We start from the raw sequence: 16,717 nt of genomic DNA, 5'->3' as shown, positions 1-16,717 counted from the left end.
TGGCGAGACCGAACCCGGAATCTCAACATGAGAGTCTCCGGTGAGCCAAACACTCCGAGATTCCGGGGGCGCGTTCGGCTGTCGCCGCCCGCGCCCCGGAATGACAGTGTGTGGTTACGCCAGCACCGTCTTGCCGCTCTTGATCACGGTGACGCCGCGTTCCTTCACCTTGGCCTCGAACGACACGACGTTGCCGTCCTTCCACAGATCCATGCTCACGGTCTCGCCGGGATAGACCGGCGACGAGAAGCGCACCGCATGCTGCTTGAACGCGGAGGGATCGTAGTCGGCATAGGTCTGCAGCACGCCGCGGCAGGTGATGCCATAGGTGCACATGCCGTGCAGGATCGGACGCGGAAAGCCGGCGCGCTTGGCGAATTCGGGATCCGAATGCAGTGGGTTGCGATCGCCGCACAGGCGATAGATCAGCGCCTGATCGGGCCGCGTGGTGATATCGACGGTCCGGTCCGGTGCGCGCTTCGGCATCGCATGCGGTTCGGGCTGGCCTTCGGACTTGCCGCCGAAGCCGCCATCGCCGCGGGCGAAACGCGACGCCACCAAAGTCGCCAGCGGCTCGCCGGCTTCATCGCGCAGGATCGTCTGATGCAGGATCACCGCGCCCTTGTCGGCGCCCTTGTCGAACACGCCGAGCACGCTGCTATCCGCGGTGATCTTCGCGGCCACCGGCATCGGCTTGTGGAAGGTGATGTCGCGCTCGCCGTCGACCACCAGCAGCTTGTTGAGATTCATCTCGCCGGGGCTCGAACCCCAGGCGGCAACCGATGCATAGGTCGGCACGACCTTCAGCGGACGCGGCGTATAGGTGCCCTCGTTGACGAAGGCCAGTTCCTTCTCGTCCATCGGATCGGCGCCCATGCCGATACCATAGGCGTAGAGCATCACTTCGCGATCGGTCCAGGCATATTTCTGGCCGATGTTCTTCATCGCCATCATCGCTTCGTAGTTGATGGGCATGTGAGTTCCCTCTCCTTTTTTTTGCGGCGCTTGTGGTTGCGCCCTCTCCCCCGCCTCGCGCAGCTTCGCTTCGCGTTGGGGGAGAGGGAAGTAGAGCCGTTACGCCGGCGTGAAGAACGGCAGCGGCGCGCCGTCGGTTTGCTTCCATACCACCTTCACCTTCTGGCCGATCTTCAGACTGTCCGGCTCGCAATCGACGATGTTGGTCTGCACCGAGGGGCCTTCCTTCAGCGTAACATAGGCGATCACATAGGGACCGGTCGCCGATTTGCGCATATGGCTGTAGGTGTAGATCTCGCCCTCGCCCGACGACTGCTCCCATTCGGTCTTGTCGGAAAAGCAGAACGGGCAGATCGCGCGCGGGAAGAAATGCGCCTCGCCGCAGGTCGTGCAGCGCTTGATCATGAACTTGCCGTCCTTGGCCGCATCCCAGAAGGGCTGCGATTCAGGATTGCCAACCGGGGTCGGATACTTCTTGGCTTCAGTCATTACACGCGCTCCAGAATGGCGGTCGATGCGGCGTGGCGCACGCCGAGCAGGCCTCCGGTGCCGTGCGCGATCGCCAGATCGCAATTCGGCACCTGCACCTTGGGATGGGCTTCGCCGCGCAGCTGGCGCACGGCTTCGAGGATCTTGGTCATGCCGCCGCGATTGACGGGATGGTTGCTGCAGAGGCCGCCGCCATCGGTGTTGAACGGCAGCTTGCCGACGCCCGAGATCAGGTTGCCGTCGGACACGAACTTGCCGCCGTCGCCCTTCTTGCAGAAGCCGAGGTCTTCGAGCTGCATCAGCACGGTAATGGTGAAGCTGTCATAGATCGACGCATACTTCATGTCCTGCGGCGTCACGCCCGCTTCCTCGAAAGCGCGCGGACCGGACCACACGCCGGCCGAGTAAGTGAGATCGAGATCCTTGCCGCCGCGCGGACCCTTCATCGCTTCGCCGTGGCCGATCAGGCGGACCAGAGGTTTCTTCAGGCTCTTCGCAATCTCGGGCGTGGTCACGATCATCGCGCCGCCGCCGTCCGAGACGACGCAGCAATCCATGCGATGCAAGGGATCGGAGATCATCGGCGAGTTCAGCACGTCCTCGACGGTGACCACATCCTTGAGCATCGCATGCGGGTTGTATTGCGCGTGATGCGAGGCTGCGACCTTGATCCAGGCGAGCTGTTCGCTGGTCGTACCGTAGTCGTGCATATGACGCATGGCACACATGCCATAGGCATTGTGCGTGGTGGCGCCATAGGCAGTCTCGAAATCGGCTTCGGCGCCCTGCAGGCGCGGCGGCATCACGCCGGTGCGCGGCTTGCCGGCCAATGTGACGAGTGCGATCGAGCATTTGCCGGCGGCGATCGCCTGCGCGGCATGGCCGAGATGAATGATATAGGAGCAGCCGCCGGTCTCGGTTGAATCGACGTGCCGCGGCTTGAGGCCGAGATAATCGACCATCGGCCACAGGCCTCCCTGCGCATCGCCGGCGCAGAAATAGCCGTCAACGTCCTTATGCGTGAGGCCTGCATCCTCGAGCGCGCCCTTGGCGACTTCGGCATGCAACTGCGCAATGGATTTATCCGGCGCGTGCCGGGTCGGATGTTCGTAGATGCCGGCGATATATGCCTTGCCCTTGATGCTCAAACGTCTCTCCGCTTGGTGTTTCGTCCCAGTTCAGTTTTTTGTGACCTTTCACGGCAGCCTTGGCAAGCGACAACATTTCACGCTGCGGACGTGAATTTCACAGAGCGGAATGGATGCAACACGGCCGGGAGCTTTTTCGCCAGTGATTTAGCCGTTTACCAATCTGGTCAGCGAGCTCTCACAAAAGCGGAGGTCAGGATTTCCGGAAGTGGTGGGCTGGACGGAGCTACGACAATGGCTTGCGCTACGCGCAGGCCGCGACATCCGACATGGATTCAACTGTCACACAGTCGCGCTCGCAGGATGGGGTGAGCATCTTCGCGAAACCCGTCGGACGAGCCTGCCGTAAGATAGAACGATGGGTTTCGCTTCAGCGCTTCGCGCCTGCGCTCTACCCATCCTACGACCTGACGCTTCGGCGTCATTACAGATTCGAATTTCAAACAGCCACTACCCTTCAGACATGCGTGATCGCCCCTGTTGTTGGCGGCGCGGGGGCGCCGTCGTCTGCTGCATTCCCGCCCTCTTGCGAGAGGGCGTGCGGAACGCCGGGTGCCCGATGCACCCCTGGGCCTGATGCCGATGCGGTCTTCCGCAAGTTGGCGCATCAGGACTTTCGGAAAGCACGGGCGATTGCCCGACGTTCCGCCTGCGGTGTTTTGTCGACTTGCTGAATGCTTGCCCAAGCGACCGATCAAGGTCACCCTTGTTTGGCCCTGCGCGACAGGGCCGGGGGAGCACAAGCTACTGGGCCGGACGCGTTTCGAATCTGGTCGTCCGTCACTTGATCTGCGGGCTCGTTCCATCCGCCAGCAAGCCATGCCGCCTGTCCCAGTGGTATCCTGACCACAGGCGATGCGGCCTGCCCGCAGACAGCCGTACCCCACATATCCCGTGACGCCGCATCTCCGGCGTCCACCGCATCCCGCCCCGCAATCGTGACGATCGCGATCGCCCCTCTCGGTGGGGCAGGACAAAGGGGAAAATAAACCTGATGGGGATGTTGTCAATAGATATAGGAAAAAATGTTTGAGTGCTGTCTTGCCGCCCCACACTGTCATTCTCCGGCAAACCAACTGGTTTGCCGGAGGGCGACTGCGCGCCTTCGCGCAGACGAACCCGGCTGGAGCAATGATGACGAGCGAGCCCTGCCCTACAGCAGCCCCAATTCCCGCAATTCCCGCCGCATCGGCTCGGGCATCGCCTCGATGGATGCCGCGGCCTTGCCGAGATCCGGCGGGGCGTCCTTGTCGGTGAGATAGCGCCAGCCCTGGAACGGCCGCAGCGGACGCGGCGCGACGGTGACGGGTTTCGGCTGCATCACCAGCCGACAGCGGTTGATGCCGTCGCTGTCCCGGAACGGTTCGATCGCCAATATCTTCTCGCGTAGCGCGATCTCGCCCTTGATCACCCAGTAGAGCGAGCCGCCGTCGAGCAGTTCGGCATCGCGCTTCGGCACCATGCGCGTGATGTGGATGTGGTGCTGGGGTGCGCCGCGCGCTTTGGCTGCGCGCATCCGTTCAGCGAGATAGCTCTTGAAATCGGCAATGGATTCGCAGCCGACGGCGAGCTTGATGAGATGCAGGGGCATGGGTCAGAAATCGGCACCGCAACGCAGTTTTACAAGGCGTTATCCACCGCTCTTATCGGCCGGCGGGGCCTCCGGCGCAAGCTGCACGGGGGCTGCGGCGGCAGGCGCCTGTGGACGAGCGGCGGCCTTCGGTGCGGGTTGCTTCTTCGCGGCAGCAGGTGGCGGAGCTGACGTCGCGGCACGCGGCGCCTGCGCATTGGCGGCGGCCGGCGGTGTCTTCGGCGCGGGCACAGGTGTATCCGTCATGATCGAGATCGGCGGGATCGAGGCTGATGACGGGAAATCAGCCGTGGTCGGCTTGCCGGTCGGAACCGATGCCGGCAATCCGGCCAATGCGCCTGTCGCAGCGGCTGCAGCCGCAGGCGGCGCATTCCAGCTCGGTGCATAGCGCGTCACGAGACCCTCATAGGTCCGCTCTTCCATATTCGAGGCAATCTGCTTGTGATCGGTCAGCGCGGCATAGGCAGCGCAGCTCTCCGGCATGCAGCGATCACGCGACTGCAATACATAGGCGATCAGGCCGTAGCGATCGCGCTCGACCGCGCGGCGCAGCCCCGCCAGTTCAGGCGTCATGGATTTGTTGGCCGTGGCGACATCGCCATGGGCGATCAGGCGGTTGATCTGCACCGCCGATGCCGACACGGCAGCCGCCACCGAATCCGCAGAACCGAACAGCACCTTCTCGCAGCCCGCGAGCACCATATCGCCGGCGAGCTCGTCAAGGCACGACAACGCCGGCAATGACGCATTCACCTGGGGCACCGCAACGACGGCGGCCGATGCCTCCTGCCCTACGGTTTCGGACTTGCGCAGCGTCGCTGCAGCAGCAACGCCGATGGCCAGCAGCGTGATCACGGTCAGCGCGCCATTGGCGACAGACTTCTCGGCGCGCAGCAGCGTCGCCAGCACGATCAGGGCGAAGAAGACGGAGGCAGCCAGCGCGAGCCACATGGGAAGCGTCGGCGCGCGCCAGATTTGATCGAGCGAATTTGCCCATATCCCGTTCATCTTGTCGTCCCCACGCGTCTGGAAGCCACTTTTCCGAAGAAAGTCATGTTTCCGAAGAAGGTCTTGCTTCCGAATAAAGTCCGGCTGCCATGAACCCGCAATATGCGGTTGTTATGGCAAGGCCCAAGTCCATGACGAAATCGTGGCGGCCCTATCTTCTCATTTTGACGCGTTTTCCTGACGCGAACAGGTACCAACTTCGCTCGAAAACGCGTCAGTCGTCCTCGAAGCGCGGGATGACGATGGTTTCGGCGAGGCCCTCGTCGGTCCATTGCCGGAACGCCGGCAGCGCCTGCATCGTATCCATATACGCACGGGCTTCCGGCGTGACGTCGATGTCGTAGGTCAGGAACCGATGGACGACGGGAGCATACATGGCGTCCGCGCCGCTGAAGGCGCCGAACAGATACGGTCCATATGCGCCGTAACGCGCGCGGCAATCCGCCCAGATCTGCTGAATGCGCCTGATATTGGCCTTGGCATCGTCGGACAGCGCCTTGGCCCGCACCGGCCGATGCAGGTTCATACCGCATTCGTTGCGCAGCGGCATGAAGCCGGAATGCATCTCGGCGGACACCGAACGGGCATGGGCGCGCGCGGCCCGGCCCTCCGGCCAGAGTCTTGCGTCCGGAAAGCGCTCGGCGGCATATTCGATGATCGCCAGCGAATCCCACACGGTGATCTCGCCATCCACCAGCGCCGGCACCTTGCCGGACGGGCTGACATCGAGGATGCGCTGCTTGTCGGCAACGTCGGTATAAAGCGGGATGAAGACTTCCTCGAACAGGATGCCGGCAGCCTTCAGCGCAACCCATGGCCGCATCGACCACGACGAATAGTTCTTGTTTCCGATCACCAGCGTCAGCGACATCAACCACTCCTTGGAAGACCGGTAAATTGCCACGCTTGCGCCGCTGCAAGCAAGCGGCGCGCACAGGCTTGTTGCTGCATCACGGCATGCGTGGCAGAAGTGCCAACTGATACAACAGGTGCTTCATGATCAACTATTCCTGGGTCGACGTCTTCGCGCTGGGCTTCTTCATCCTGGAGTGGACGACCTATGCGATCACGCTAGAGCACACCAAATACGGCCGCGACAGCCTGTCGGCACGCATGCATGCCTATCGTGAGGTCTGGATGCGCCGCCTGCTGGAGCGCGACGCGCGTATCGTCGATACCCACATCATGACATCGCTGCAGAACGGCACGGCGTGGTTCGCCTCGACCACGCTGATCGCCATCGGCGGTTCGCTGGCGCTGCTGCGCGCCACCAACGAAGTGATGCCGATGATGCAGAACCTGCCGCTCGGCTTCAACACGACGCCCGGCATGTGGGAGATCAAGTGCTTCGGGCTGATCTTGATCTTCGTCTATGCGTTCTTCAAATTTGCCTGGTCGTACCGGCTGTTCAACTACGTCGCGATCCTGATCGGCGCCATGCCGCTGGCCTCGAAGCGCGACACGCCGGAAGCCGAAGCGCATGTGGTGCGCACGACGCGGATGTTCGGCGCAGCGGCCCGGCATTTCAACCGCGGGCAGCGCGCCTTCTTCTTTGCGCTCGGCTATCTCGGCTGGTTCGTCAGCCCCTGGGTGTTTCTGGTCTCGACAGCTGCCGTCGTTGTGGTGACGTGGCGCCGGCAGTTCGCGTCCAATGCCTGGAAGGCCATGGCGCCCGACGCCGAAATAAGGGTTACCCCGCGAAATCCTGCGGCGTGAAATCGAGATCGAGCACTTTCCACTCATCGTATTTGTCGGCCGGCAGCATCGCATAAGGCTGGCAGGCTTCCAGCGCCTGCTTGGCCGCCTGCATCAGCAGCGCCGCCTTGGCCGGACGCCGCACCTCGATCACCGAGGGCTCGGCGACCAGCCGGCCATCCGGCGAGAACACCGCGCGCAGCTTGACCTTGGCGTCATCGCCGCGCGCGACGGTGGCGGGCAGTTTCGAACAGCTCCGCAGATGCCGCCGGAAGGCAGCGATATCCAGCTTCGACAGATCGGCCTGCTCTGACGCGGCTCCACCGCCGAAACCTTCCGGCAATCCCAGCATGACGCCGTATTTCACGGTGATATCGGCCTCGGGCTGCGGCGGCACCTGCTGAGGGCCGGGCTGCGGCGCAGGTGGTTGCGCTTGCAGGGCAGCCTGCTGCTGCAAGGGCGGCTGCGCAGCGGGCGGAGATGAAGGCGGCGGCGGCGTTGCGGGAGCCGCCTGCTGCTGTTGCTGGGCTTGCTGCTGAGACGGCGGCGGTTGCTGGGCAGCCGGTTGCTGCGGTGACGGCGCGGGTTGCTGCGGCGATGTCTTTTGCGGCTGCGGCGGGGTGTTCTGCGCCGAGGACTGCGGTTTGGCAGCCATGGCCTGCGTCTTCTGCTCTTCCAGCGTCGGCTTGTTGGTCAGGTCAGGCAGCCGGAATTCCGGCTCCGGCTTCTTCTCCGGTTTTTTCTCGGGCTCCGGCGGTATCTCCTCGGCCTTCTTCTCGGCCTCGGCGAGCTGCTGCGGCGTCACCAGATCGACGGCAACGCTCTCCTCGTGCTGCTCCATCGGGCGCGCATCGGCGAAATAGACGCCAGCGGCCAGCCCGAGGTGGCCGACCACCGAGACGACAATCGCTGCCCGGATGAGGTGCTTTGGTTCCATACGCCTAACGAGACTTCTATACGCCGACCGGTGCAATCATAGCGCTGCCCCCCTGCCCGCGCCATGTCCGCCATGCCACAGCTTGCGTCATGCCGTCCGATCGGTCATGGCAGTGCATGTCCAAATCCAGTCCGAAGCCTCCGAAATCCGCAGCCCCCAAGCTGGCCCCGAAACCCAAGCCCTTGCCGCTCGACGAGGCGATCCTCGACGCGCTCACCCGCAACGGCGCGGGCACGCTGAGCCCGCCGGAGATCGCCCATGTGATCGAGCCCGAAGGCGACTGGCATGCGCTGCTGATGCCGATCCGCCGCGCCGCGGTCACCCTGGCACTGGCCGAACGGCTCGTGATCTATCGCAAGGGCAAGCCGGTCGAGGATCCCAACGACTTCCGCGGCGTGTACCGGCTGGGGCTGCCGAAGGCGGAGTGACGGATCACGGCTTCTTCGGCCCCGGCAGCAATTCGCTGCTGCGGCCAGCGAGCCAATAGGTGATCAGCCCCACCCATTCGTGAACCGCGATGTCGCTCCGGCCGAGGCCGGCGCTGGCGGTATCGAAGGTCTCGGTGGCATCGATCCAGCCGCGCGTGCGCCAGTCCACCGGATAGGCTTCGACATCGAATCCTCCCCTGCGGAACGCGCCGATCGCGCGCGGCATATGCCAGGCGGACGTCATCAGCAGCCAGCGTTCGCCGGGCTTCGGCGTCACCAGGCGTGCGGTGAAGGCGGCATTTTCGTCCGTGGTGCGGGAGTCGGTTTCAAGCGTGATGCGGCCGCGCGCGACGCCAAGACGCTCCAGCCATTCGCCGGCGACGGGCGCTTCGGAGAGAGACTTTTCGATCAGGCTGCTGGCGCCGCCGGTGAAGACGATACGCGCCTGCGGATAACGGCGCGCCAGATCCAGTATCGCCGTCACGCGCTCGCCGGCCGAATTGATCTCCAGAGAGCCGCGCGCCGCGGACGAATCTGAATCGATGGCGCCGCCGAGCACGATGATGCCGTCGGGTGCACGGCCATCGTCCTGCCATTTCGGAAAACGCTCGGTCAGCGACAGCATCAGCACATTGCCAGCAGGCGAATAGCCGAACAGCAGCAGCAACAGGATGCCAAAGGTCACCAGCAATGTCCCGACACGCTGGCGCTGCAAAAACACCAGCACAATGCCGATCACGCAGATCACGACGATCGCATTGGACGGCTCCGTGAAGAAGCCGAGTATCTTGGAGAAAGTGAAGAACATGAGGCCCCTGGCTTGCCGGACGGTGTTACTGGATGAGCCATCCCGTCTGTAAGATCAATGCGGCAAATGCAGGCTGGCCTGATGGATCAATCCCATTTCGGCGCGAAGCCGTAGTCGGTCAGCCGCCCCTTCGGATGCGCCAGCTGCGAAATCCGCGACATCTCGGTTTCGGACAGCATGAAATCGAACACGTCGATATTCTCCGACAGGCGCTCGACCTTGGAGGTGCGCGGGATCGCCACCGCACCCTGCTGTACCAGCCAGCGCAGGCAGACCTGCGCCGCGCTCTTGCCATGTGCCTTGCCGATGTCAGCAAGCGTTTCATCGCCGCGGACATTGCCCTGGGCGATCGGGCTGTAGGCGACCATGGCCAGACCATTCTGCCGGCAGGCACCCTGCACCTTCGCCTGGTCGAGATAGGGATGATATTCGACCTGATCGCAGACCAGCGGCGCGGGACATGCGGCCACCGCCTGTTCGATCAGCGCCACGGTGAAATTCGACAGGCCGATATGCCGGGTCAGGCCCATCTGCTTCGCATGGGCCAGCGCGCCGAGCGTTTCCTCCAGCGGCACCTGCGGATTCGGCCAGTGCAGCAACAACAGATCGACCTCGGTCATCCGCAGCCGCGTCAGGCTCTCCTTCACGGAACGTTCGAGATTGTGAGGCGCGAAATGCGTGGTCCAGACCTTGGTCGTGACGAACATCTCGTCGCGGCGAATGCGCGACGCACGGATGCCTTCGCCGACATCGCGCTCGTTTTCATAGACCTGTGCGGTGTCAATGTGGCGATAGCCGAGCCGGATCGCCTGCTCGACGACGCGGGCACAAACGCGGCCGCGCAATTCCCATGTCCCGAGGCCAATGGCCGGGATGCGGGCGCCGTTTGCCTCCACGAACTGCATCATCTTCTCCTCTCACAGAGGAACGATACGAGCGCCGCAAGCTTTTCCTGGACATGGCCGGCGCGTCAGCGCCAACGATTATCCACAACGATTGTTCAGGCGTCCGCAGCAACCGGCGCGAGCGCCGCAAATACCGTCTCGGGCGCGTGAGCGATCACCGCCAGCAAGGCACGGGCCGGACCGCGCGGCATGCGCTTGCCCTGCTCCCAGTTGCGGATCGTCTCGACGGGAACGCCGAGACGCGCGGCAAATTCCATCTGGGTCAGCTGCGCACGGCGGCGCAGATCGCGAACTTCTGCTTCGCCGGGCCGCACCGCGACCGGCTCCGGCGAAACAGGCATATCGGGAACCAGCGGTACCTCGTGCCCGTCCCGCAATTCGACAATCCGACCGTCAGCCTTCAACCGCAAGCGCATGTTCGACCTCATTGCGCGTGATGGTCGGTGATTACCGTTAAGGAGCGGTGAAGACGCGAACTACACCGCTGCCCCCTCTCCACCCGCGTTGACGTCCAAGTAGCCCGAAGCTGGAAATCACACTGCGCGACCGGCTGGGGCGATCCTGGCAATGCGGCACGGTGCAGCTCGACAGCGGTCTAGACAACGCCCATCTTCCTGAGCGCAGCAATCCGTTCGCCGTCGTAGCCGATGGTGGACAGGATTTCGTCCGTGTCGGAGCCGAGAAGTGGCGGCGCGCGATATTCGGTGATCGGCGTGCCCGAAAACATCAGCGGATTTCGTACGAGCGAAAGCGCCGGCTCGAAGGGATGGTTTGAGCTCACGCGCATACCGCGGGACTTCACATGAGGGTCCGCGAAAACCTGATCGAAGTCGTTGATCGGACCGGACGGTACGCCGACCGCCTCCAGACGCTCCAGCCAGTAGGCGACCGGCTGCTTCAGGAAAAGACCGGCGAAGATGGCCATGATCTCCTTGCCGTGCTGGACACGATCGTTGTTCTTCAGGAAACGCGGATCCTTGGCCAGATCCGGCTCGCCGAGCACTTCGCATGTCCGCTGAAACTGGCCGTCATTGCCGTTCACGATCATCACCTCGCCGTCGGTGCAACGGAAGACGCCGGCGGGCATGCCGCCATTGCCCCATGTTCCGCGGCGCGGCGGGACTTTGCCGTGGATGAGATAGGGTTGGAGCCAGTGCGACAGCGAGGCGATCACGGTATCGAACAGACAAGCATCGATCTGCTGTCCCTCGCCGCCGCCAGCGTCGCGGTGATAGAGCGCGGACATCACGCCGATGGTGGCGTTCAGGCCAGTCATATAGTCCACGATCGAAGGACCGACCTTCATGGGGCCTTCGCCAGGCTCGCCGTCGAGATGGCCGGTGACGCTCATAAGACCGCCCATCGCCTGCAGGATCGCGTCGTAACCGGCGCGTGTGGCGTAGGGACCTGTTTGTCCGAAGCCTGTGACGGAGCAGTAGACGATGCGCGGGTTGATGGCTTTGATCGCGTCATAGTCGAGGCCATAACGCTTGAGGTCGCCGACCTTGTAGTTTTCCAACAAGACGTCGGCCGTCTTGGCGAGTTCGCGAATGATCTCCTGGCCTTCAGGCTTGGCCACATTGACCGTGACCGACTTCTTGTTGCGGTTGGCGCAGAGATAGAACCCATTGTCGCGCCTGCTGCCGTCCGGATCGTTCAGATAAGGAGGGCCGAATGCGCGGGAATCGTCGCCAGATCCAGGGCGTTCGATCTTGATGACTTCGGCGCCGAAATCACCGAGCATCTGCCCTGCGATCGGGCCGGCGAGCACCCGAGTCATATCGATAACCTTGATACCCGAGAGCGGCAGAGCCGGCATGCATTCCTCCTGTTATATCGATGCGTCACGCGACGCCTTGATCATTTGGTCTTAGCGATCTTGTCAGTCAGATACTCATTCGGATCGCGGAAGTCCTTAACCGTCCATGCGAACGGAGGCAACTTGACGCCGTTTTCCCGCAAGGTCCTTGGAATAAGATCGCCGTTGGGACGGAGTATCACGGATGATACAATGACGCCGGGATAATCATGTAAGCGCTTCTTGAACTCGGGTGTCGTGAGATTGGGTGCAGGCGGATTGCTTTTATCAGCCAAAGGCCCCGTGCCCTTGACGTCGTTTCCGTGGCACATGGCGCAACGGTTAAAAAAAATCCGCTCCCCATTCCTGCTGTCTGCGAGAGACATCGACGGCATACAAAGCACTATCGCTATTGCAGCAGCAACGCCCCCTTTCCTAACTATCATAGTGCTCTGCCTCACTTCAGCCCGAACCACAGCGTCGCGATCCCCAGGAAAGCGAAGAAGCCCACCACATCGGTCACCGTGGTCACGAATGTCCCGGAGGCCACGGCCGGATCGGCCTTGACGCGTTCCAGCACCATCGGAATCAGAATGCCGCCGAGTGCGCCGGCGATCAGATTGCAGATCATTGCGAGGCCGATGACAATGCCGAGGCCGGGCGTCTTGAACCAGGCAAAGGCGGCGATGCCGGTGATCAAGGCAAAGGCCAATCCGTTGATCAGGCCGACAAGGCCTTCGCGGATCACGATGCGCATCGCGTTATTGGGATTGAGCTGCCGCGTCGCCAATGCGCGCACCGCGACCGTCATGGTCTGGGTCGCGGCATTGCCGCCCTGGCTGGCGACAATGGGTGCCAGCACCGCCAGCGCCACCATCTGCTGCAACTGATCCTCGAACAGGCCCAGCACCGAGGACGCGATGAAAGCGGTGGCGAGGTTGATGAGCAGCCAGGTAAAGCGGCCCTTGGCGATGGTCCAGAAATTGTCCGACAGTTCTTCGTCCGACGTGACGCCGCCGAGCGCCTTGAGGTCCTCGTCGGCCTCCTCCTCGATGACGTCGACGACATCGTCGATGGTGATGACGCCGACGAGGCGATCGTCGGTATCGACGACGGGCGCCGCGACAAGATTGTACTTGCCGAACATCCGCGCCACTTCCTCCTGATCGTCCAGTACCGAGACGCGGCGGCGGTCCTCGTCGATCAGGTCGGCCAGCGGCACCGGACGGCGCGCGCGCAACAGCGCGTCCAGCGATACTGCGCCCTGCCAGCGCTGGTCGGCATCGACGGAATAGATCTCGTAGAACCGGTCCGGCAGGTCCGGGGTCTCGCGCATGTAGTCGATGGCCTGACCGACATTCCAGTCCGGCGGCATCGCGATGAACTCGGTCTGCATACGCCGACCGGCGGAGTTTTCGGGGTAAGTGAGGCTGCGCTCGAGCGCCACGCGCTCGGACAGCGGCAGCTTCTCGAGAATCTCGTCCTGGACCTCCTCGTCGACGCCTTGAAGCAGTTCGACGGCATCGTCGGAATCGAGTTCGCGAACGCCCTCGGCCACGGTTTCCGGCGGCAGATCCTCGAGCAGTTCCTCACGAACGGTGTCGTCGACCTCGTTCAGCGCCGAAAAGTCGAAATCGGCGCCGGTCAGCTCGATCAGGCTGATGCGTTCATCGGCGTCGAGGGCTTCGATCAGGTCGCCGAGATCGGCCTCATGCAGCTCGCCGACGATCTCCTTGAGAAATGCGGTATCGGCAACCTGAACCGCGTGCGAAATCGCCTCGACAAATTCGGGGCGAATGTCGCCGTCATCGTTGCGCATCGGCATCCTGTCGAGCGCCGACAATCCCTCGGGAGCGACCGGTTGAGCGAGATCGACATCATCGGCCATGCCGCACCTCGCCTGCTTGTTTGGGGGGTGACAGAGCTAGCGCTATCCCCTGGGAAATGCGCTAATCCATCTGTGAACAGAAGCTCGCATCAGGCATTACCCAATGCGCAATGCCTGATGCAATCGGAAAAACGCGGTGCGCGAAATCAGCGGCCGGGAAAGTGTCGTGATCGTGTTGAAGGCCGCCATCCTTGCCTTGATTGCTTCCACCATCGCCGCCCATGCCGAGGACTGCCCGCGCAAGGATACGCTCGGCACCGCGCGCATTCTCACGGTGGATCCCAGGACCTTTCCGCGCGTCGGAACTCAGAGTTTTCCGGATACGCTGCCGCTGCAAGACCACGAGGTCGTGCTGACCTTCGACGATGGCCCGCATGCGCCGACCACGACGAAGATTCTCACGGCGCTGTCCCGCGAATGTGTTCGTGCGACCTTCTTCCTGATCGGCCAGAGCGCCACGGCCAATGCCTCGCTGGTGAAACGCATGGCCGCCGAAGGACACACCATCGGCCATCACACCCTTGCCCATGCCGACCTCAAGAAGATCAGCAATTCAGCCGCCGTCGAACAGATCGACCGGGGCATCAGCGCCGACGAAATGGCCCTGAACGGCAAGGCCACCACCGTGCCGACCACGCCGTTCTTCCGGTTCCCCTATTTCGAGTCGACCCCGGCCCTGCTGGACCTGCTGCAGTCCCGCCAGATCGCGGTGTTCGGCGCGGATTTCTGGGCCAGCGACTGGAACCCCATGACTCCGCAGCAGCAACTGGAGCTGATTACCGGTCGCCTGAAGGCCGCCGGGCGGGGAATCATCCTGTTTCACGACACCAAGGCGCAGACTGCCGCGATGCTGCCCGATTTCCTGCGCTATCTCCGGGAGAACCGCTACCGGGTGGTCCATATCGTGCCACCTGCCGCAGGCACCCCGGCCCGCCCCGGCTCCCAACAGAGCAAATCCCAATAGACGGCATGCGAAAAATACCGTCGGCGGGCCGATATGATTAACATTGCGTTCACAGCCGCCCCGGTAACTTTGCGGCTGGCATCGAAGCGAGTGACGGATCGACGAATGGACAAGGCGACGACTGACCGGGCGCGACGCCTCCTGTGCCTGAGCCTGCTCACCGGCCTGACCCTGTTCACCGCCGCCGCAGCCTCCACCACCCGTGCCTTGTCGGCCGAGGCGTGCCCGGGCAATCCCGACGCGCTCGGCACCTCGCGCACCATCGTCGTCGACCCTCGAGAGCACACCAAGATCGGCACCATGCAATATGCCGAGACGCTGCCGCTCCGGGACAAGGAGGTCGTGCTGACCTTCGACGACGGCCCGATCCCGAAGCACTCGAACGCGATCCTGGATATTCTCGCCTCCGAATGCGTGAAGGCGACCTTCTTCATCATCGGCCGGATGGCGAAGGAGCATCCCGAAGGCGTGCGCAAGCTTATCGCGCTCGGCCATACCGTCGGCACCCATAGCCAGAACCACCCGCTCAGCATGAACCGCATGCCGATAGAGAAGGCGCAGCAGGAAATCGAGGACGGCATCGCCAACACCACGGCGGCGCTCGGTGACCCCGCGCTGCTGTCGCCGTTCTTCCGCATTCCCGGCCTGCTGCGCGCGAGTGCGGTCGAGGACTATCTGGCGTCACGCGGGATCCAGACCTGGAGCGCCGATTTTCCGGCCGACGACTGGCGCCATGTGTCACCGCAGAAGGTCCATGATCTCGCGATCTCGCGCATTGCCGCCAAGGGCAAGGGCATCCTCTTGCTGCATGATATCCAGCCGCGCACCGTGGCCGCCCTGCCCGGCATCCTGCGCGACCTCAAGGCCGGCGGCTATCACATCGTCCATGTCGAGGCGGCGACGCCGAACAAGCCCAAGACGCCCACGGAGCCGCAGCAGTGGCAGCTGCACCCGGTGTCGGAGACCGTGGCCGTCACGCGCTGGCACAAGGTGCCGACCTTCGCCTTCGCCCATGACGACATGCTGCCCGTGCCCGCGATCTCGGCCTCCGACCAGATGCTGTCGCTGACCGAGAATTTCGATCGCGTGCGTCGGCCGCGCAGTGCCGTGTCGCTGCCCGAACAGGCGCCATGGCCGCGCAACGCGACGCTGCATGCGATGACCAGCAGCGCCTCGCTGCCGGTGCCGGCCTCAGACCTGTTCGAGATTTCCGAGCACCGCAACCAGCCGATCAATGCGCTGATCCGGCTGCCGCATCACGCGCAGCAGACCGTTCCGGTCCGCGCCGCTCAGTCAGATGCCATCGGAAAACTGATCTCGATTGATGCCAGCGCCGCCAGGCGCACCATTCCCGGCGCCATTCCGCCGGGCCTGCATCCGACCGCGACTGCCGCCCCGCGCTGAGCGCGATTATTCGGTGACGATCTTGGCGATGCACAGCACCACGATGATGCCGAGGAACAGCAGGTCGATATAGGACTTCATCTCGCCGGCCTGACGCAGGTCGACGACGTCCTTCACGACAGCCTTGCGCGACGACACGGCGGCGGGGCCTTCACCGGCCAATCCACCAAGCCGGCGTGCTTCAAGCTCGAGCTTCTCGATCGCCTTGAAGAAGACGAATGTGCGCAGCGCCGAGATCGCGCGCATGGCAGCATAGACCAGCACCAGAGCCGCCACGATGGCGCGCTGCTGATAGGTGCCGACGAAATTCAGGCTGAAATAGACCAGCGCCAGAAATGCAAAGTTGGAGAGGAAACGATAGGCATAGCTCAGATATTTCATGACCACCCCGGCAGATCGACGCTCCCGGCCCTTGCTTAGCTGCCGGATGGCGGCGTTGCTACCGGCAAGTCGTTACCTGAGCGCTAAAGGATGATGACAACTGCAATGCATCTGCGCGTTTCATCGCGAGCCACTCATCGACTTCATCAAGTGAAGGTGCGGACCTGTCAGCGCGGAGCCGGCCAGACGACCGACGACCGACGACCGGCTGGCATCGTCCGGCCAGCACGGCGACCTCTGCGGCGGCTTCGGCACCAATGTCACGGCGTCGTGCTCGGACATCGCAACATAGGCCGAT

Annotated in this window: 18 protein-coding genes; 4 read left to right on the top strand and 14 right to left on the bottom strand. The window is 63.2% G+C overall.

The genetic code is table 11. The features are described from left to right. Positions 1 to 114: 114 nt before the first annotated feature. The 6 genes from AC1RLZ_RS23590 to AC1RLZ_RS23565 form a co-directional block, all read right to left on the bottom strand. Positions 115 to 975, bottom strand: coding sequence for a MaoC/PaaZ C-terminal domain-containing protein (locus AC1RLZ_RS23590; protein ID WP_493190578.1), 861 nt, complete (start codon positions 973 to 975; stop codon positions 115 to 117). Between the two features lie 99 nt (positions 976 to 1,074). Continuing rightward, entirely contained in the window at positions 1,075 to 1,464 is a 390-nt protein-coding gene (locus tag AC1RLZ_RS23585) for a Zn-ribbon domain-containing OB-fold protein (RefSeq protein ID WP_371420595.1), read from the bottom strand. Next, positions 1,464 to 2,612: a thiolase family protein gene (locus AC1RLZ_RS23580; protein WP_068730675.1), complete on the bottom strand. Its 1,149-nt coding sequence runs from the start codon at positions 2,610 to 2,612 to the stop codon at positions 1,464 to 1,466. Before AC1RLZ_RS23580 ends, AC1RLZ_RS23585 begins: the two co-directional genes overlap by 1 nt. 1,153 nt (positions 2,613 to 3,765) lie before the next feature. Continuing rightward, positions 3,766 to 4,203, bottom strand: a complete 438-nt coding sequence (locus AC1RLZ_RS23575; protein WP_184515943.1) for a DUF1489 family protein — start codon at positions 4,201 to 4,203, stop codon at positions 3,766 to 3,768. A 39-nt stretch (positions 4,204 to 4,242) separates the two neighbouring features. Beyond that, entirely contained in the window at positions 4,243 to 5,211 is a 969-nt protein-coding gene (locus AC1RLZ_RS23570) for a hypothetical protein (protein WP_493190577.1), read from the bottom strand. 214 nt (positions 5,212 to 5,425) lie between these two features. Then, on the bottom strand, positions 5,426 to 6,082 hold the full coding sequence (locus tag AC1RLZ_RS23565; RefSeq protein ID WP_493190576.1) for a glutathione S-transferase family protein: 657 nt from the start codon (positions 6,080 to 6,082) through the stop codon (positions 5,426 to 5,428). A gap of 128 nt (positions 6,083 to 6,210) precedes the next feature. Here AC1RLZ_RS23565 and AC1RLZ_RS23560 point away from each other — a divergent pair, with 128 nt between their 5' ends. After that, the gene (locus AC1RLZ_RS23560) at positions 6,211 to 6,927 is read left to right on the top strand and encodes a DUF599 domain-containing protein (protein WP_371425478.1); all 717 of its coding nucleotides are present in this window, start codon (positions 6,211 to 6,213) and stop codon (positions 6,925 to 6,927) included. On the opposite strand, the gene AC1RLZ_RS23555 is transcribed toward AC1RLZ_RS23560, so the two are convergent. Continuing rightward, entirely contained in the window at positions 6,902 to 7,843 is a 942-nt protein-coding gene (locus tag AC1RLZ_RS23555) for a hypothetical protein (RefSeq protein ID WP_493190575.1), read from the bottom strand. The genes AC1RLZ_RS23560 and AC1RLZ_RS23555 overlap by 26 nt on opposite strands. 116 nt (positions 7,844 to 7,959) lie before the next feature. Between AC1RLZ_RS23555 and AC1RLZ_RS23550 the strand changes: the two genes are divergently transcribed. After that, positions 7,960 to 8,271 (top strand): DUF3253 domain-containing protein, encoded by a 312-nt coding sequence (locus tag AC1RLZ_RS23550; RefSeq protein WP_371425194.1) that lies wholly within the window; start codon positions 7,960 to 7,962, stop codon positions 8,269 to 8,271. A 4-nt stretch (positions 8,272 to 8,275) separates the two neighbouring features. Here the strand turns inward: AC1RLZ_RS23550 and AC1RLZ_RS23545 are convergent, their stop codons facing one another. From AC1RLZ_RS23545 to mgtE, 6 genes are all read right to left on the bottom strand, one after another. Further along, positions 8,276 to 9,079 (bottom strand): YdcF family protein, encoded by an 804-nt coding sequence (locus AC1RLZ_RS23545; RefSeq protein ID WP_493190574.1) that lies wholly within the window; start codon positions 9,077 to 9,079, stop codon positions 8,276 to 8,278. 86 nt (positions 9,080 to 9,165) lie between these two features. Then, complete coding sequence (locus AC1RLZ_RS23540; RefSeq protein WP_493190573.1) at positions 9,166 to 9,984, bottom strand: aldo/keto reductase; 819 nt, start codon at positions 9,982 to 9,984, stop codon at positions 9,166 to 9,168. Between the two features lie 95 nt (positions 9,985 to 10,079). Continuing rightward, entirely contained in the window at positions 10,080 to 10,400 is a 321-nt protein-coding gene (locus AC1RLZ_RS23535) for a helix-turn-helix domain-containing protein (protein WP_493190572.1), read from the bottom strand. Between the two features lie 179 nt (positions 10,401 to 10,579). Then, positions 10,580 to 11,803, bottom strand: coding sequence for a CaiB/BaiF CoA transferase family protein (locus tag AC1RLZ_RS23530; RefSeq protein WP_493190571.1), 1,224 nt, complete (start codon positions 11,801 to 11,803; stop codon positions 10,580 to 10,582). A gap of 41 nt (positions 11,804 to 11,844) precedes the next feature. After that, complete coding sequence (locus AC1RLZ_RS23525; RefSeq protein ID WP_493190570.1) at positions 11,845 to 12,168, bottom strand: c-type cytochrome; 324 nt, start codon at positions 12,166 to 12,168, stop codon at positions 11,845 to 11,847. A 71-nt stretch (positions 12,169 to 12,239) separates the two neighbouring features. Then, positions 12,240 to 13,670, bottom strand: coding sequence for a magnesium transporter (gene mgtE, locus AC1RLZ_RS23520; protein ID WP_493190569.1), 1,431 nt, complete (start codon positions 13,668 to 13,670; stop codon positions 12,240 to 12,242). Between the two features lie 136 nt (positions 13,671 to 13,806). Between mgtE and AC1RLZ_RS23515 the strand changes: the two genes are divergently transcribed. Then, positions 13,807 to 14,634 carry a polysaccharide deacetylase family protein gene (locus tag AC1RLZ_RS23515; RefSeq protein ID WP_493190568.1) on the top strand — a complete coding sequence of 276 codons (828 nt, stop codon included), beginning with the start codon at positions 13,807 to 13,809 and terminating at the stop codon, positions 14,632 to 14,634. A gap of 105 nt (positions 14,635 to 14,739) precedes the next feature. Further along, complete coding sequence (locus AC1RLZ_RS23510; RefSeq protein WP_493190567.1) at positions 14,740 to 16,038, top strand: polysaccharide deacetylase family protein; 1,299 nt, start codon at positions 14,740 to 14,742, stop codon at positions 16,036 to 16,038. Between the two features lie 6 nt (positions 16,039 to 16,044). On the opposite strand, the gene AC1RLZ_RS23505 is transcribed toward AC1RLZ_RS23510, so the two are convergent. After that, positions 16,045 to 16,419: a hypothetical protein gene (locus AC1RLZ_RS23505; protein WP_493190566.1), complete on the bottom strand. Its 375-nt coding sequence runs from the start codon at positions 16,417 to 16,419 to the stop codon at positions 16,045 to 16,047. Between the last annotated feature and the right edge of the window lie 298 nt (positions 16,420 to 16,717).

This window comes from Tardiphaga sp. GW822-FHT04G09, from assembly GCF_058800725.1.
This window is presented reverse-complemented; position numbering and strand designations above follow the sequence as displayed.

Bases quoted from the DNA above. Each gene is read 5' to 3' on its own strand.
- AC1RLZ_RS23545 (WP_493190574.1), bottom strand. From the start codon at position 9,079: ATGTTCTTCACTTTCTCCAAGATACTCGGCTTCTTCACGGAGCCGTCC.
- AC1RLZ_RS23510 (WP_493190567.1), top strand. From the start codon at position 14,740: ATGGACAAGGCGACGACTGACCGGGCGCGACGCCTCCTGTGCCTGAGC.
- AC1RLZ_RS23525 (WP_493190570.1), bottom strand. From the start codon at position 12,168: ATGTCTCTCGCAGACAGCAGGAATGGGGAGCGGATTTTTTTTAACCGT.
- AC1RLZ_RS23550 (WP_371425194.1), top strand. From the start codon at position 7,960: ATGTCCAAATCCAGTCCGAAGCCTCCGAAATCCGCAGCCCCCAAGCTG.
- AC1RLZ_RS23585 (WP_371420595.1), bottom strand. From the start codon at position 1,464: ATGACTGAAGCCAAGAAGTATCCGACCCCGGTTGGCAATCCTGAATCG.
- mgtE (WP_493190569.1), bottom strand. From the start codon at position 13,670: ATGGCCGATGATGTCGATCTCGCTCAACCGGTCGCTCCCGAGGGATTG.
- AC1RLZ_RS23565 (WP_493190576.1), bottom strand. From the start codon at position 6,082: ATGTCGCTGACGCTGGTGATCGGAAACAAGAACTATTCGTCGTGGTCG.
- AC1RLZ_RS23590 (WP_493190578.1), bottom strand. From the start codon at position 975: ATGCCCATCAACTACGAAGCGATGATGGCGATGAAGAACATCGGCCAG.
- AC1RLZ_RS23505 (WP_493190566.1), bottom strand. From the start codon at position 16,419: ATGAAATATCTGAGCTATGCCTATCGTTTCCTCTCCAACTTTGCATTT.
- AC1RLZ_RS23540 (WP_493190573.1), bottom strand. From the start codon at position 9,984: ATGCAGTTCGTGGAGGCAAACGGCGCCCGCATCCCGGCCATTGGCCTC.
- AC1RLZ_RS23530 (WP_493190571.1), bottom strand. From the start codon at position 11,803: ATGCCGGCTCTGCCGCTCTCGGGTATCAAGGTTATCGATATGACTCGG.
- AC1RLZ_RS23575 (WP_184515943.1), bottom strand. From the start codon at position 4,203: ATGCCCCTGCATCTCATCAAGCTCGCCGTCGGCTGCGAATCCATTGCC.
- AC1RLZ_RS23570 (WP_493190577.1), bottom strand. From the start codon at position 5,211: ATGAACGGGATATGGGCAAATTCGCTCGATCAAATCTGGCGCGCGCCG.
- AC1RLZ_RS23555 (WP_493190575.1), bottom strand. From the start codon at position 7,843: ATGGAACCAAAGCACCTCATCCGGGCAGCGATTGTCGTCTCGGTGGTC.
- AC1RLZ_RS23535 (WP_493190572.1), bottom strand. From the start codon at position 10,400: ATGCGCTTGCGGTTGAAGGCTGACGGTCGGATTGTCGAATTGCGGGAC.